At 53.7% G+C, this 15,651-nt stretch carries 16 protein-coding genes and 1 pseudogene; 4 read left to right on the plus strand and 13 right to left on the minus strand.

Annotated elements, in window-relative coordinates; all coding sequences use genetic code 11:
- Nucleotides 1–8: 8 nt before the first annotated feature.
- From eutA to ACSBQN_RS14970, 13 genes are all read right to left on the minus strand, one after another.
- Complete coding sequence (eutA, locus tag ACSBQN_RS14910) at nucleotides 9–1,427, minus strand: ethanolamine ammonia-lyase reactivating factor EutA (protein ID WP_024472806.1); 1,419 nt, start codon at nucleotides 1,425–1,427, stop codon at nucleotides 9–11.
- A gap of 2 nt (nucleotides 1,428–1,429) precedes the next feature.
- Nucleotides 1,430–2,695, minus strand: a complete 1,266-nt coding sequence (gene eutH, locus ACSBQN_RS14915) for an ethanolamine utilization protein EutH (protein WP_024472807.1) — start codon at nucleotides 2,693–2,695, stop codon at nucleotides 1,430–1,432.
- A 48-nt stretch (nucleotides 2,696–2,743) separates the two neighbouring features.
- On the minus strand, nucleotides 2,744–3,946 hold the full coding sequence (locus ACSBQN_RS14920) for an iron-containing alcohol dehydrogenase (protein WP_004236096.1): 1,203 nt from the start codon (nucleotides 3,944–3,946) through the stop codon (nucleotides 2,744–2,746).
- The gene (eutJ, locus tag ACSBQN_RS14925) at nucleotides 3,936–4,781 is read right to left on the minus strand and encodes an ethanolamine utilization protein EutJ (RefSeq protein ID WP_036408549.1); all 846 of its coding nucleotides are present in this window, start codon (nucleotides 4,779–4,781) and stop codon (nucleotides 3,936–3,938) included. Before eutJ ends, ACSBQN_RS14920 begins: the two co-directional genes overlap by 11 nt.
- 98 nt (nucleotides 4,782–4,879) lie before the next feature.
- Nucleotides 4,880–6,316 (minus strand): aldehyde dehydrogenase family protein, encoded by a 1,437-nt coding sequence (locus ACSBQN_RS14930; protein WP_004236100.1) that lies wholly within the window; start codon nucleotides 6,314–6,316, stop codon nucleotides 4,880–4,882.
- 38 nt (nucleotides 6,317–6,354) lie between these two features.
- The gene (gene eutN / locus ACSBQN_RS14935) at nucleotides 6,355–6,642 is read right to left on the minus strand and encodes an ethanolamine utilization microcompartment protein EutN (RefSeq protein WP_004236102.1); all 288 of its coding nucleotides are present in this window, start codon (nucleotides 6,640–6,642) and stop codon (nucleotides 6,355–6,357) included.
- Between the two features lie 144 nt (nucleotides 6,643–6,786).
- Nucleotides 6,787–7,080, minus strand: coding sequence for an ethanolamine utilization microcompartment protein EutM (gene eutM / locus ACSBQN_RS14940; RefSeq protein WP_004236103.1), 294 nt, complete (start codon nucleotides 7,078–7,080; stop codon nucleotides 6,787–6,789).
- Between the two features lie 38 nt (nucleotides 7,081–7,118).
- A complete protein-coding gene (gene pta / locus ACSBQN_RS14945) occupies nucleotides 7,119–8,141 on the minus strand; it encodes a phosphate acetyltransferase (protein ID WP_024472809.1) in 1,023 nt (340 codons plus the stop codon).
- Nucleotides 8,131–8,976, minus strand: a complete 846-nt coding sequence (gene eutT / locus ACSBQN_RS14950; protein ID WP_004239002.1) for an ethanolamine utilization cob(I)yrinic acid a,c-diamide adenosyltransferase EutT — start codon at nucleotides 8,974–8,976, stop codon at nucleotides 8,131–8,133. The genes pta and eutT overlap by 11 nt, the downstream gene beginning before the upstream one ends.
- An 11-nt stretch (nucleotides 8,977–8,987) precedes the next feature.
- Nucleotides 8,988–9,752, minus strand: coding sequence for an ethanolamine utilization acetate kinase EutQ (gene eutQ, locus ACSBQN_RS14955; RefSeq protein WP_004236107.1), 765 nt, complete (start codon nucleotides 9,750–9,752; stop codon nucleotides 8,988–8,990).
- A gap of 12 nt (nucleotides 9,753–9,764) precedes the next feature.
- Nucleotides 9,765–10,211 carry a EutP/PduV family microcompartment system protein gene (eutP, locus tag ACSBQN_RS14960; protein ID WP_004236108.1) on the minus strand — a complete coding sequence of 149 codons (447 nt, stop codon included), beginning with the start codon at nucleotides 10,209–10,211 and terminating at the stop codon, nucleotides 9,765–9,767.
- A gap of 27 nt (nucleotides 10,212–10,238) precedes the next feature.
- On the minus strand, nucleotides 10,239–10,574 hold the full coding sequence (gene eutS / locus ACSBQN_RS14965; protein ID WP_004236109.1) for an ethanolamine utilization microcompartment protein EutS: 336 nt from the start codon (nucleotides 10,572–10,574) through the stop codon (nucleotides 10,239–10,241).
- Between the two features lie 312 nt (nucleotides 10,575–10,886).
- On the minus strand, nucleotides 10,887–11,222 hold the full coding sequence (locus ACSBQN_RS14970) for a hypothetical protein (RefSeq protein WP_024472810.1): 336 nt from the start codon (nucleotides 11,220–11,222) through the stop codon (nucleotides 10,887–10,889).
- A gap of 309 nt (nucleotides 11,223–11,531) precedes the next feature.
- Here ACSBQN_RS14970 and ACSBQN_RS14975 point away from each other — a divergent pair, with 309 nt between their 5' ends.
- From ACSBQN_RS14975 to nirB, 4 genes and pseudogenes are all read left to right on the plus strand, one after another.
- Complete coding sequence (locus tag ACSBQN_RS14975) at nucleotides 11,532–12,242, plus strand: UTRA domain-containing protein (protein ID WP_214167841.1); 711 nt, start codon at nucleotides 11,532–11,534, stop codon at nucleotides 12,240–12,242.
- A gap of 76 nt (nucleotides 12,243–12,318) precedes the next feature.
- Nucleotides 12,319–12,605 (plus strand): annotated as a pseudogene (locus ACSBQN_RS14980) (MFS transporter); the annotation flags it as partial.
- Nucleotides 12,595–12,774 carry a hypothetical protein gene (locus ACSBQN_RS14985; protein ID WP_220730558.1) on the plus strand — a complete coding sequence of 60 codons (180 nt, stop codon included), beginning with the start codon at nucleotides 12,595–12,597 and terminating at the stop codon, nucleotides 12,772–12,774. The pseudogene ACSBQN_RS14980 and the gene ACSBQN_RS14985, both read left to right, overlap by 11 nt.
- 334 nt (nucleotides 12,775–13,108) lie before the next feature.
- Nucleotides 13,109–15,649 (plus strand): nitrite reductase large subunit NirB, encoded by a 2,541-nt coding sequence (nirB, locus tag ACSBQN_RS14990; RefSeq protein ID WP_214167842.1) that lies wholly within the window; start codon nucleotides 13,109–13,111, stop codon nucleotides 15,647–15,649.
- Nucleotides 15,650–15,651 lie beyond the last annotated feature (2 nt).

A 15,651-nucleotide genomic window follows, 5' to 3' on the forward strand; every position in this document is an offset into this window, starting at 1 on the left:
ACGTTCCCTCAGGAAGGAAATGCGAGTGATTTAACAGTAACAGGGACGACAGAGCCGCTGAATAACGGCGTGCCGATGTCGATATAGTCGCCTGTGTGCGTGATAACTTCGTCGATAACAGCCAGTTCGCGGCCGTTCATCAGCGGACGCAGCAGCATGCCCAGTGCCTTACCGAAATCCTGTCCCGCAATCACCAGCAGCGGCATGGTGTTCGGGTATGTTTTGGTAAAGCGTTCCAGGGCATCAATACAGCTTTGTACCGAGGCGTAGTTAGTCGGCAGTGATTCCGGTAAGGCCAGCGCGTACAGATCCTGCTGCGGATTAAGATCCATCTGCGTCAGGGCACGGCTCCAGGTATTCACCAGATCTTCATCATCCGCGCGGCCCAGCGCCGGATGTACCACCGGAATATTGCGGACCGGCAGCGTGATGCTGTCCAGCCAGATGGTGCTGCCGGACAGAGACAGCGTATGCGCACCGGCGCCGATCACCGTGGCACGGACAGTCTGTGCCGGTGTCTGCATCGGTAACGCGCTGAAATCCGCATTGCGGTGAATCGCCTGCGCCAGCAGCGGCCCGATATCGCCGAAACGGAAATCATTGCCGCTTTCCGGATTGCTGTAACACTCCCCGACACCGCCGGACAGCGTGACCGCATAGAAACTGCTTTCCGCAGGCAGGCCGTCCGTCATCAGCAGCTCATGCCCGAGCGGGGTGAGGTTGCCGCTGATAACTTCATACAGCAACTCACTCATGCGATCGGCAATGGTATTCAGCTGTGCCGTTGTCAGGGACATCGGATCAGTCTGCTCACCAAAACAATCACGGGCGATAAGACGGCCCGGCGCATGTACATAAGTGACGCGTCCGCTGCTGTCTGTTTCGAACAGACGGCCGCCGACGTTCAGACAGGCTGAGCTGATCACATGACCGGCTTCGAACAGCACGTAGTTTGCTGTGCCGCCGCCGATATCAATGTTCAGTACCCGCGCCATTTTCTGCTCAGAGAGTGTCTGGGCACCGGATCCGAAACCGGCAATCACCGATTCCAGATGCGGCCCGGCAGTGGCGACCACGAAATCCCCGAGTTTCTGGGATAACGCCACCACTGCCGGACGCGCATTGCGGGTTTTGGCGGTTTCACCGGTAATGATGATGGCACCGGAGTCGATCGTCGCCGGGTCCATCCCGGCGGCGGCGTACTGATCCAGCACCAGCGCCAGCAGCTCTTCCTCACGCAGGTGGCCGTCTTTATCCACCGGCGTGAACAGAACCGGGCTCTGCCAGATAATTTTGCGATCCACAAACTCATAACGCGGCACCTGTGACACCGCCGCGCGGTTTACCAGAGCGAGACGGGAGAAAATCACCTGTGTTGTGGTGGTGCCCACGTCAATACCGACACTTAAGAGTTCGAGGGTTTTCATGCTTATTTCTCCTCCGCGACGCTTTCAGCAGCAGCTTCAGCGGCCGCAGCGGCATCTTCCTGCTCAATATTTTTCGGCATCATCATGATGGCAACGAAAATCGCAGTGATACCGCCGATAATTTTCCCTGCAATCATCGGGAAGATCATCGGTGCCATGTTGGCGGCCACAAAGCCCAGGTGGTCACCCAGTGCGAAGGCTGCGGACACGGAGAACGCACAGTTGATGATTTTGCCGCGGGTATCCATTTTCTTCATCATGCCGAACATCGGGATGTTGTTCGCGAGAGTCGCGATCATACCGCCTGCGGCCATGTTGTTGATTTTCAGCAGGCTGCCGATCTTCATAAAGGATTTTTCAAACCAGCGGGTCAGCAGCAGCACCATCGGGTACGCCCCTAACAGCACCGCAGAGATAGAACCGATAACTTCAATGGCACGCATCACTTTGCCCGGCACATCACCTTCCGCCATGAAAATCGGATCCAGGCCAGGAATCAGGTTCCAGCCCACAGTGAACTGCGCCACAGCGGCAGCCAGGCCGATAGTGATGATGGCAACAAGGATTTTGGCGAAGATCTGGAAGCCGTTGATCATTTTCTCAGGAATGAATTTCAGGCCGAGACACACCAGCGCCGCCACGATAATCACCGGGATCATATTGACCAGCAGCATGGTCATGCTGAAGTCCACGACCTGACCGTCAATTTCCACACCGGAGAATTTCGCCACCAGACCACCGGCAATACAGCCGACCGGAATGGTCACGATACCCGCCAGCACACCGAGTGCCAGGAAACGGCGATCTTTCTTCTCGATAATGCCCAAAGCAACAGGGATGGAGAACACCATGGTCGCACCCATCATGGATGCCAGCAGTACGCCGGAATATAACCACGCTGCCACATCACCGCCTGCCAGCTCTTTCGCGAGGAAGAAGCCGCCCATATCGATAGCCAGAATACTGCCCGCAAACACTGACGGGTTTGCACCCAGCATTTCATACACAGGAATAATCACCGGCCCGAGCAGCATGGCGATCACCGGTGCCAGCGCGGTCATACCGACCATTGCCAGACCCAGTGCACCCATTGCCATAAAGCCTTCTTCGAACTGTTCACCGGAACCGGCAATGCCTTTCCCGACTTTACCCAGGCCGATTTTACCGAGGATTGCCTCTGAGCCACCGAACTGGCTGAAGATACGATCCACGGCTGCTATCAGCATAAAACTCATCATGATGTACATGATGATTTCATTAATGCCCATACCCTTCTCCTTCCGTGCCTGTCGCGCAGGCTGTTCTTATTGATTGACTCAGGCTGACTCGTAAATCGCCGTTATCTGAGCCGCTGTGACCGCGCGCGGATTGGTTTTGATGCAGATATCCTGCAATGCCGCTTTGGCAAAACCATCGAAATCCTCACGTTTTCCGCCCAGGGATGGCAGCGTCTGTGCGAGTTCCACGTCACTGATCAGTTGTTCCACGGCCTCAATGGCCTCCATGTCGGTCATCGGCCGCTGAGTCAGCGCATGACCAATTTCGCTGTACGCCTGTTTGCAGACCAGGCGGTTAAAACGCATTACCTGCGGCAGCATGACGGCGTTCGCCTTGCCGTGCGGAATGTTGTATGCCGCGCCAATCTGATGCGCCATCGCATGGCACAGCCCCAGACCGGCATTGGAGAACGCCATCCCGGCCATATAGGAAGCCAGCATCATGTCCTCACGGGCTTTGATGTCATGCCCCTGACCGACAGCGATCGGCAGCGCGTGGCTGATCATGGAGATCGCCCGCAGTGCCAGCGCCTGTGTCAGCGGCGTGACGTTGCTCGCCACATACGCTTCAATCGCATGTGTTAAGGCATCGATACCGGTCATTGCTGTCACATGCGGCGGAACACCGAGTGTCAGACAGGCATCAATAATGGCGAGATCAGGCAGTAACTGGCTGTGTGCCAGCACCAGTTTGATATGGTTTTCCGCAGTAATAATCACGGAAACATTGGTTGCTTCAGAGCCGGTACCGGCAGTGGTCGGGATGGCGATAAACGGCAGACGCGGATTGAGCGCCGCACCCGGCATCATATCCGCCAGCGGCAGATCCGGATTGGCAGCCAGCACTGCCACTGCTTTCGCCGCATCCAGCACCGACCCGCCGCCGAGGGCGATAATGCCGTCGCACTGCACGCTCAGCAGATGCTCAACGGTACGGAACACATCTTTATCCATCGGCTCGCCCGGCGGGCACGGCCAGATTTCATACGCAATGCCGCTGCGGCTCAGATTGCGCTCCAGCACATCGGTCAGGCCGGCCTGTAACAGCATGCCGTCGACCATAATAAAAACGTGCTTAATTCCGCGCTCCGCAAGAACATCCCCGCTGCGGCCGACGGCGCCCGGGCCGATTAATGTGGTCGGCGGGACAGAAAACTCACGCACCTGACGGGCATTCACCAAATCAAGCGCCTGATAGATAGCGGACTGAACCTCAGCCGCAGGTAAACGATTATCCGGCATGACGGTTTTCTCCCTGAGACACACCGCAGACGGCAATCGCCAGCGGCGTCATAAAAATAGAATGCTGTGGCAGTACCACGGTAAGATGCGGGAAACGCGCCTGAAACAGCGGCTGCACGCCGGGCTGCATACAGGAGCCGCCCGCCAGCCACAGTTCGGTCACATCCTCACCGCGAATATGATCGTCGACGATATCCGTCATTTTTTCGTATACCGGACGAATAACCGGCCAGATGCTTTCACCGTGCTCACGCTTCATCTGCTCGGCATCTTCCAGTTCAATGCGCTGGTTGCCCGCCAGAGTCAGGGAAATATGATGGCCACCGGTGGCTTCGTCGCCGGAGCGGGTCACTTCGCCCTTCTGCACAATCGCAATCCCGGTGGTACCGCCGCCGATATCCACAACAGCGGCTTTATCCAGCCCCATCATGTCAGCGACCGCAGACGGTTCATCCAGCACTCTGGCGACCACCAGACCGGCAGACTCCAGCACATTCACGGAGATACGCGGATCTGTTCCCGGCGGGAATGACGTTGTTGCCACCTCAAACCGGAAACCGAACTGTTTTTCCAGCACATCCAGATGTTTATTAACGATTTTTACCGCACCGAAGAAATCCCAGACCACACCGTCGCGCACCACATCTGCCCAGTCCAGGCACACCGCGACCGGCTGACCTTCCGCATTCACCACCATGGACACCACATCACAGGTACCGAGATCGATCCCCAGCCACAACGGCGCATCTTTGTGATCACCCGCCTGCGGCTGATTACAGATTTCCGCCGCCCGCTGTAAGCGCGATGCCAGCCATTCCTGATTGCGTTGAACCATCGGTTCCTCCGGTTTAAAACATAACGTCAGGGTTAACGTGAGTAACTCACACTAACCGGGAAAAAAGCGGTGAAGCCCGCAGGCCCCACCGCAGCGGCTTACACGATGCGGAATGAATCCACCATGGTGCAGCGGCGCAGACGGACGAACGTCCGTGCACAAGTCACACCTTCACCGGTCGGTGTGGTGATCGTCATGGTTGTCCAGCCTTCGCCGCCCAGTCCCAGACCGGCAATACACGGTCCGTTTTTCACGAAAATACTGGTGTCGATGGCATTCGCCATGCGGTTCAGGTTGCTGATGTTATTGGAGTGCATCGCTGCGGTATGGTGACAGCCGCCTTCCAGTTTCACCGCCAGGTCAATCGCCTGATCCACATCTTTCACGCGGATGATCGGCAGAACCGGCATCATCAGTTCGGTGACGGCAAACGGATGTTTGCAGTCGGTTTCCGCGATCAGCAGACGGGTATCCGCCGGGACAGTCATACCGATAGCCGCAGCAATTTTCGCTGCATCACGGCCGACCCAGTCGCGGCTGACAGTGCCGTGGCCGGTTTCATCAACATTCTTCAGCAGAACCGGGATCAGCTTCTCGCTCTGTTCGCGGGTCAGTAATACCGCGTGATTACGCTGCATTTCGGTGATCAGTTTGTCTGCAATGCAGTCAACCGCGATCAGCACTTTTTCATCCGCACAAATGATGTTGTTATCGAATGATGCACCGTGAACAATGGCTTTCGCCGCGCGTTCGATATCGGCAGTTTCATCCACCACCACCGGCGGGTTACCGGCACCGGCCGCGATCAGACGTTTGTTGGTGTGTTTGCGGGCGGATTCGACCACCGCATCCCCCCCGGTCACAACCAGAAGGCCGATCCCCGGATATTTGAATAAACGCTGTGCGGTTTCGATATCCGGTTTGGCGACAGTCACCAGCAGGTTGTTCGGGCCGCCTGCGGCAACAATGGCTTCGTTCAGAATCGTAATAGTGCGCTGTGAGACTTTTTTCGCGGCCGGATGCGGCGCGAAAATCACACTGTTACCCCCGGCGATCATGCTGATGGCATTGTTGATTGCCGTCGCCGCCGGGTTAGTGGATGGTGTGACAGAGGCGATAACACCCCATGCCGCATTTTCGATTAAGGTTAAACCGTGGTCGCCGGTTAACACTTCAGGACGCAGACACTCAACACCCGGGGTGCCGTTTGCCTGTGCTAAGTTCTTCGCGAGTTTATCTTCCACGCGGCCCATGCCGGTCTCTTCAACAGCCAGAACCGCCAGTTCGCGGGCATGTTCTGTTGCCGCACGGCGGATTGCGCCGATGCAGAGATTACGCATTTCAACAGTTTTTAATGATTTCTGTGCTTCTTTGGCGGCAAGAACGGCATCATCCAGGGATTCAAACACCCCGAAACCGTTATTCTGTGAGGCTGCCGCCTGCTGTGGTGCCGCTGATGCAGCCGCCGGTTGAGTGCCCGCACTCATGCTGGCCAGAACCGCTTTTACCACATTCTCAATTTCTTTCTGATCCATATTCACCCACGCCTCTTTCTGTGACTCGTTGCGGCGATTTATTTATGAAAAATCACCTGACTTTCCATAACGGCCTCATCCACAATGCCGATGATGCTGAGATCGACCGGTGACGCTTCTTTGCTCTGAGCACGCCGCGCCGAACTTCCGCTGACGATCAGCACCCATTCACCATTACCCGCACCGATACTGTCGGTTGCGACGGCCACCTCACCGTTAGGACGCCCCTGGCGGTCAATCATTTCCACCAGCAGTAATTTGTCGGATTCCAGTCCGGGATGACGCACGGTGCACACGATTTGTCCGATAACGACAGCCAGTTTCATGTTCACCTCTCTTTATATTTCAGCAGCCTGAATACAGCCGGCTACGGATTTCAGGTAAAAAAATCCCCTGCCGTCTGAGTGACAGCAAAAAAACCGGGGAGATTAAAATCGCGTGGCGTCAGAAGCACGCCACGCTAACAACGATTAATCGATTGATTTATCGCCGGACATTTTGATAGGAAACACTTCTTCCAGATCGCCATGCGGACGAGGAATAACGTGTACAGAGACCAGTTCACCGATACGCTGAGCTGCTGCCGCACCTGCGTCAGTCGCTGCTTTACATGCTGCAACATCACCGCGCACCATGGCTGTTACCAGACCACCGCCGATTTGTTTAACACCGACTAATTTAACGCGTGCTGCTTTGACCATCGCATCGGATGCTTCGATTAATGCAACCAGACCCTTAGTTTCGATCAGTCCTAATGCTTCCATGATATTTTCCTCTCATTGAGATCCCATCAGGGACCGGTTTAAATAACGCTTTCTGCTTCAGTGCGGCGGACAGGTTGTCCGGCCTGAGCTAACTGTGTTTGTGCTACCAGCACCAGTTCAATAATGTCGCGGGCATTACAGCCGCGTGACAAATCATGTACCGGTGCATTTAATCCCTGAATCAGCGGGCCGAGTGCCCGGTAACCGCCGAGACGCTGGGCAATCTTGTAACCGATATTGCCTGCTTCCAGTGACGGAAAGACCATGACATTTGCCCGCCCCTTTAACTCACTGTTGGGGGCTTTTTGCGCAGCGACGCCCGGCACAAATGCCGCGTCGAACTGCAGTTCACCATCCGCCTGTAACTGCGGGGCACGTGCATGAATGATTTCCACTGCCTGCTGCACCATCGCCACATTAGGATGTTTCGCGCTGCCTGCTGTCGAAAAAGACAACATCGCCACACGCGCGGTTTCACCGGTGATTGCCGTGAAAGTTTCCGCACTGCTCAGCGCAATATCCGCCAGCTGTGCAGAAGTGGGTTGAGGTACGACACTGCAATCAGCGAAACCCAGCACATTGCCTTCCGTTCCCGGCGGCAACATGATGAAAATAGATGATAATGTTTTCACGCCCGGCTTCAGGCCGATCACTTTCAGCCCGGCCCGCAGAACAGCGGCAGTTGACGAGATATTCCCCGCCACACATAAATCCGCTTTTCCGGCGGCAACCATGGCGGCACCGAACCACAGCGGCTGGCGCATGGCCTCATCCGCATCTTCCGGGGCTTTTTCGCCGAGGCGCGCGGTGATGGCATCCGCAAACTCTGCGCGCCACTCATCCGCACTGTCCGGATCAATGGTGCTCAGGCCGTCCATAATGACTCCGGTACGCAGCGAGAAATCACGCAGCGCAAACGGGTTTGCCAGCAGAACGGGCTCCGCCAGACCATTTTGCTTCAGATAACGGGCGGCGTGGATCACGCGCTCATCCAGCGCATCCGGCAGAACCACCCGCGGCGGGTTCAGTTTTGCCTGCTGACGGCATCGTTCAATGAGCATGTGTTCCCCCTTGCATCAGAGCCTGTTTCAGAGCCTGTGTGGTCATTACGCCGCCTTCGCGTACCACCATCACCATCAGGACATACACCGCACTGGAGAGGCGGTTAAGCGCCTGCATAATGTCAGGGCGGATGACCTGAAAATAACAATCGATATAAATACGTGCCGCACTGACTTCCGTTTCACGGACTTTGGTCCGCAGCAGATTCAGCGCCGCCGCATCACGGCCGTGACTCACATCCGGAACGATATGGTCATGACCCAGGTATTTCAGCGGATTATGAGACAGCTTGTGCAGCTCATCCGCGTTCAGATCCGCAATACTCTGCTCACCGAGCGGTTCATTGAGTGCATCGGCGCGCATAATATTGCCGAGCACAGAGCGGATATCCGCCAGCCAGCCTTTCAGCGGCGTCTGTGCAAATTCAGTCTGTAACCAGACGGCTTCGGCGATGGTGGCATCCAGCGCGGCGCGGAACGCCAGGCGCGGATCATTTTTCGCCACCATGGTGTGGCCGTTAAGGTGTGTCAGCGTGTCCGGCTTTTTCGCCACCGGCTGATGGCATAATTCGCAGGCCGCGACATCCGCTTTATCCTTACTGGTTAACCCGTGTACCGCTTTCAGGTCAGGGACAGCCGTTTCGGTTTTACCGGATTCATCCGGCGTTTCCACAAACAGACGACCTTGTTTATCCTGAAATTTCACCTGTAAACGGCGGCTTTCGATCAGCTCACGGGCGGATGGTGTCATCCGGCTGTCAGCAGGCAGATGAATTTCACTGCCTTCGCTCAGCGTAAAGTTATCCCGCAGCCAGTCTTCAGTGATAAAGGTCATGGCGATACCCCTCAGCAATCCTGCCAGTTAGCCGGCCAGGCCACATACAGGAAGCGGACAGTGGATGGTGTGCCGAACTCAATCGCGGAGCCTTTCGGGATAAACATCACATCCCCGGCTTTCGCGATCATGGTTTCGCCCTGATGGCGCACATGCAGCTCGCCTTCCAGAACCAGATCCACTTCGTCGTAATTCAGCGTCCACGGGAAGAATGCGTTTTCCCACTGCATAAACCCGGCAGCCATGCTGCTGTTGTCCTGGGCGGTAATCAGATCCGCAATCCCGACACGGTGCGGACCCGCACCATCGAAATTACCGAACTTAACCGAGCTGCTGTCGACCACTTTAATGCCGCCTTTGCCGGTGACACTGCGGTAGCTCTGGGTATTCGGGGTATCAGTGTTCTCTTCCGCCGGTTTGAATGCCGCCACTTTCGCTTTAATCTGCGCGATACGCTCCTGCACCACTTTATCGACCAGCTGTGCAATCAGGGTTTCGGTGACATTGCCGTCAGGCAGCTGCGCGATAATGCACTCGCGGATTTTCTGACGCTCTGCGGATGAAATATTGGGTTCTGTTCCGGCGGTTGCGGCCAGCGGTGCGGCGGCCGGTGCGCTGTTCTGTGCGGCATCCACCTCACAAATCACAAAGCCCAATTGTTCAGCCACAACATGGGCTTCCGGCGTGACAATACTCTCTTTCAGCACCACATCCAGACGGGTTTTGCCCGCTGCGTGTGCTTCCCGGATGTCATTGGCCGTTATTAGTTTCTTCATCGGATATTCCTCTTATTGGCTGTCGGCTGTGGCCAAAAACTGTTTCACTTTCAGGACGTCATCAGGATCAAGGCTGTTGATGGCAAGTACCGGTTCCTCAAACCCCCGCGTGGAGAGCAGCTCGCGCACGGCGGGCACATCCGCATCCGGTGCATCGGCTTTGCTGATAACCGCAAAGCGGCGCATACGGGGATAGATATCAAGTAATCCGGCAGGGATCCGGCACTCCGGGTTATTTGCCGCGTGGACATAAACCAGCACATCACAATCTGCCAGCGTATTAATCAGCGCGTGGTAGAGACGGGGATGGCTGAAATATTCACCCGGTGTATCAACACTGCCCTCATCATTGAACTCAATCGCCTGTGTTTTACGCGCAAGATCAAAATCCCCCTGCAACGCATTGAATAATGTCGTTTTTCCTGCACCCACATCACCCACAAACACAATTCGTTTCATTCAGACGGCATCCTTAACTGCACCCGCTCAACTGCGGGTGATATCACAAACGGCATAATTGAGGAGCTGGCTTAACCCGCGAACAGTCTGGATCAATGCTTCTTCCACTGCGCCGACAGAGCCGTAAATCACGAGAGCACCGGTGAAACGGTCAAGAAAGCCGATATCCACACCAGCGGCCTTTGTGGCAAGATCACCCGCAATCATTGCGGTTTCGCCGGGTGTCAGCGTCATAATGCCGATGGCTTCTGCACCGGGAACCCCGATTTTTTTCGCCAGATCACTGCCCGGATGCGCAATCAGATGCGCCAGCGTGACCTGTTTGCCGGGAACAAATTCCTGGATGATACGTTCCTTTTCCATCGTGCTTACCTCGTCACTCTCCTCATAAGAATTGATTCAATCCTAGTCACACTCTTAAAAAGGGGATAACAAAAATCGGCAATCACGATTAAATGTTGAAACAGATCACTAATTGGCAGAATTGTTAATTTGGTAACAAACAGCGATCACCCGAGGAAAAGGCACGGAAATTGAATCTGTTATTTGTCACAGGATTGTTTCAGATGCGGTAATAAGCAAAATACGTAGTACTGAAATGCGTAAAATACAGCAATTGCCTTACCCGCGATATTCCGGTAAGGCAATAAGAGAGAAAGCGGGTTCGCGGTGTGATTATTTCTGTGTGTCACGAATAAAGTTTTTATCCGGCGACTGCTTGAGCAGACTGATAAACAGGACCTCTTCTTCCGGGATGATATCCTTGATAAGACATCCTATCCCTATTGTATAACTGTTTGTATTTGATAATATATTATTCATCGATCCCCGGTCATGGGTATAGATAACCCGGTCCGGGTCCTCAATCACAATCGCCTCTTCCATAAAAAACATTTCACTGAGAAAATCACTGTTATTCTGTACGTACATCACGGCCGGGTAATTTGCCAGCTCGCGGATATTAATCTTTTTTATACTGTACCAGCGGGTGTGTCCGGCAAATAAAATCAAATAGCCTTTTTTATCAGGATATAGATTTTTCTTATGATACGAACGGGGAAATAAAATAGTTATAAGAACCAGTGAGATAAATATTCATTTTCTGTTATTTTCCCATCCGATAAAAAATAAAGCAGACAGCCTTCTATTTTTATCAATCCGGAATGAGAAACCGGTCACAACGGGGATTTCCGCCGGATCACCGGCAGAGTGTGAAGTATCTCCCAAATTGACATTTATTTATCACTTCCTCACTTGTACGTACAATAGCACTCACGTAACGTATAAACCAATTTGGTTTATACCAAAAAGGATCATCCGATGAAAACAACACAAACTGCAGCTGATCTTGCCAGAGAGAAACTCGATGCCATGCTGACCGCCGGCATTATCACGCCCGGTGACAAGCTGCCCGCAGAACGTCCGCTGACAGAACAACTCGGTATCAACCGGATGTCACTGCGCCAGGCACTGCTCAGCCTGGAAAATGACGGAAAAATCTTCCGCAAAAACCGCAGCGGATGGTTCGCTGCCCTGCCGGTCTTCAATTACAACCCGAAATCCCCGGCAAGTTTTAATCAGGCGGCAAAAGCACAGGGACGGGTACCGTCATGGGAATACACCGACAAGCTGACAGTTACTGATGCCCCTGCGGAGATTACCGGTAAATTCGGCCTTGCGGCCGGTGATGCGGTGTATCTCATTACAGGATGGGGGGCACTGGACAGGCATAAAGTGTTCTGGCACCAGACCTATATTAACCCGGCTGCCGGTCCGGATTTTACCGCAAAACTGGATAACCACTCTTTCGCGGCAATCTGGGAAGAAAAATATAATATCACCACCACGACTGCCGGACTGGCATTCAAACCAGCCCGGATGCCGGAAACAGCCAGTAAGGCCATCGGCTGTACCGCGAATTCCCCCGGTATCCGGGTGGAAAAATACCGCTGTGATGCGGAACATAATATCGTTCAAATCGACATTGAGTACTGGCGGTTTGAATCTGTTTATTTTTTTGTTGAGCTTTAGACACAGGAATCTGAATCATAAATACTGATGATGCCCACCGGATTATTGAAGATGGGCTATATTCAGCCTGTTAGTTCTGTGCGGCGGTACCATCTATAAATTACCGTCACTGAAAGACGCATTTTATGTTCCGATGCAGGAATATTTCCATCTGACAAATTACCGCACCGTCTGACAATTTCATTCTCATTAATTGCAACCGGTTTGCCGAGTGTGTATTTATCCACAATGCCGGGCTACTGGGGCATTTTATTTGTCCGGGCATTATTTGGTGTCACCTGCGATATGCTCAACTGGCCGGTATTATTAAAATCCGTCAGTCTGCCGGGCAACAACTCACAGCAGGGCCGGATTGTTCTGTTTCAGCCTCTACGGCCATATTCTCGACAGCTATCCTGGCATGACCGGTTACAAAATCGTATTCGGCCTGATGGCATTGTTTGCCTGCTGCGGTGCTTTCGCTTCCGGTATTCTGATTATCAGTATTAAAAACCGCAAAGCACGCGCTGATATGATGGCAACCTCTCACTAATCATTCCGTACGGATAACATCCCCTGATATACGGTGATGTTATCCGTTTCTGTTTTCCGGAGGGTTATTTCAGATATCTCCCTTTAGTTAAATATATTTCTTTTAATCAGGAAACTGTGTCATATGTCGTGAAATATATATTTGCCATTAAATGAGTAAAAATAACCGGTGAAAAAACCAATACATCACTACCCCTTAAGGAGTATTGACAAAAATTATTTAAAGCAATGAATTACATAAGCTGAATTGATTAAGCTGCATTTGATATACATCAATGAGAAAAACCGGGATCGCCGTATTTTTAGCCTTAATCCACACAAAATCTGAGGCTGAAATGAGCAACGTCAAGTTAGCAATCATCGGTAACGGTATGGTCGGCCACCGCTTTACCGAAGAGCTTACCGATAAAGCGGACACCGGACAGTTCGATATCACCGTATTCTGTGAAGAGCCGCGTGTCGCTTATGACCGCGTGCATCTCTCCTCCTATTTTTCTCATCATACGGCGGAAGAATTATCCCTGGTTAAACCCGGTTTCTATGAAAAACACAATATTTCGGTATTAATCAATGAGCGGGTGATTACCGTTAACCGTCAGGAAAAGGTGCTGCATACCAATACCGGCCGCACTGTGCATTATGACAAACTGGTGATTGCGACCGGCTCTTATCCGTGGATCCCGCCGATCAAAGGCAGTGATGCCCGCGACTGTTTTGTTTACCGGACGATTGAAGATCTCAATGCCATTGAAGCCTGCGCCCGCCGCAGCCGTAAAGGTGTGGTGATCGGCGGCGGTCTGCTGGGACTGGAAGCCGCCGGAGCGCTGAAAAATCTGGGTATTGAAACCCATGTCATTGAGTTTTCGCCGGTCCTGATGGCGGAACAGCTTGATACGCTGGGCGGTGAACAGCTGAAGCAGAAAATTGAACGGATGGGTGTCACGGTACATACCGGCAAAAACACTACAGAAATTACTGCATCCGGCAGCGGAGAGAGCCGCAAAGTGCTGCACTTTGCCGACGGTTCGTCACTGGAGACCGATTTTGTTGTCTTCTCCACCGGGATCCGCCCGCGTGACCGGCTTGCCCGCCAGTGCGGACTGGCCGTAGCGGAGCGCGGCGGTCTGGTGATTAACGACCAGTGTCAGACATCTGACCCGGATGTGTATGCTATCGGGGAATGCGCGTCATGGCACGGCAGAACTTACGGACTGGTGGCACCGGGCTACAAAATGGCACAGGTGGCGGCGGATCATCTGCTGGGGCAGGAGAATCAGTTTACCGGCGCGGATATGAGCGCAAAACTGAAATTGCTGGGTGTGGATGTCGGTGGTATCGGCAATACACATGCAACAGACGACGGCTGCCACAGTTATATTTATCTCGATGAAGCCAACGAGGTCTATAAGCGGCTGATTGTCAGCGACGATAATAAATATCTGCTGGGTGCCGTGCTGGTCGGGGATACCGAAGATTACGGCAATCTGCTGCAACTGGCACTGAACCGTATCGAACTGCCGGAAAATCCGGATGTTCTGATCCTCCCGGCACACGCCGGCAGCAAACCGGCAATCGGCGTCGAATCCCTGCCGGACAGTGCACAAATCTGTTCCTGTTTTGATGTCACCAAAGGAGACATTATTCAGGCCATTCATAACGGTTGCCAGACGGTTGCGGACATCAAAGCGGAAACCAAAGCCGGTACCGGCTGCGGCGGGTGTGTTCCGCTGATCACTCAGGTGCTGAATGCCGAACTGACCAACCTGGGTATTGAGGTGAATCATCACCTCTGTGAGCATTTTGCCTATTCACGCCAGGAGCTGTATCACCTGATCCGCGTGGAAAAAATCACTACCTTTGATGAGCTGCTGGGTCGCTACGGCCAGGGTTACGGCTGTGAAGTGTGCAAACCCACTATCGGTTCCCTGCTCGCCTCTTGCCGGAATGACTATATTCTGCGCGACGATCTGGTGCCGTTACAGGATACCAACGATAATTTCCTCGCTAATATGCAGAAGGACGGCACCTACTCGGTGATCCCTCGCTCACCGGGCGGCGAAATCACCCCGGAAGGTCTGCTGGCTATTGGTGCGGTTGCGCAGGAATATCATCTGTATACCAAAATTACCGGCTCACAGCGTATTGCGATGTTCGGGGCGCAAAAGCAGGATTTACCGGCTATCTGGGAAAAACTGATCGCCGCCGGATTTGAAACCGGGCACGCCTACGCCAAAGCACTGCGGATGGCGAAAACCTGTGTCGGCACGGCATGGTGCCGGTTCGGGGTCGGTGACAGCACTGCGCTGGGTGTTGAGCTCGAGCACCGTTATAAAGGTATCCGCACTCCGCATAAAATGAAATTCGGTATCTCGGGCTGCACCCGCGAGTGCTCCGAGGCGCAGGGGAAAGATATCGGGATTATCGCCACCGACAAAGGCTGGAACCTGTATGTCTGCGGAAACGGCGGCATGAAACCTCGCCACGGCGATCTGCTGATGGCAGACCTCGATAAAGAGACCCTGATACGCTACATCGACCGCTTTATGATGTTTTACATCCGCACCGCCGACAAACTCAGCCGGACATCGACCTGGCTGGAAAGCCTCGAGGGCGGGATTGATTACCTGCGGGATGTGATTGTCAGCGACAAACTGGGGCTCAATGCACAACTGGAACAGGAACTGGCGCAGTTACGCGAAAAAGTAACCTGCGAGTGGCAGGAAACGGTGAACAACCCGCATGCCCGCAAACGCTTCAGTCACTTCGTTAACAGCCCGCTGCCGGATCCGAATGTGCAAGTGGTAAGTGAGCGCTTACAACATCGTCCGGCCCGCCCGGAAGAGCGGATTGCTGTCACTCTGATCGGGGAGGAATAATC

The organism is Morganella sp. B601 (assembly GCF_051172335.1).
GTDB classification, from domain to species: Bacteria; Pseudomonadota; Gammaproteobacteria; order Enterobacterales; family Enterobacteriaceae; genus Morganella; species Morganella morganii.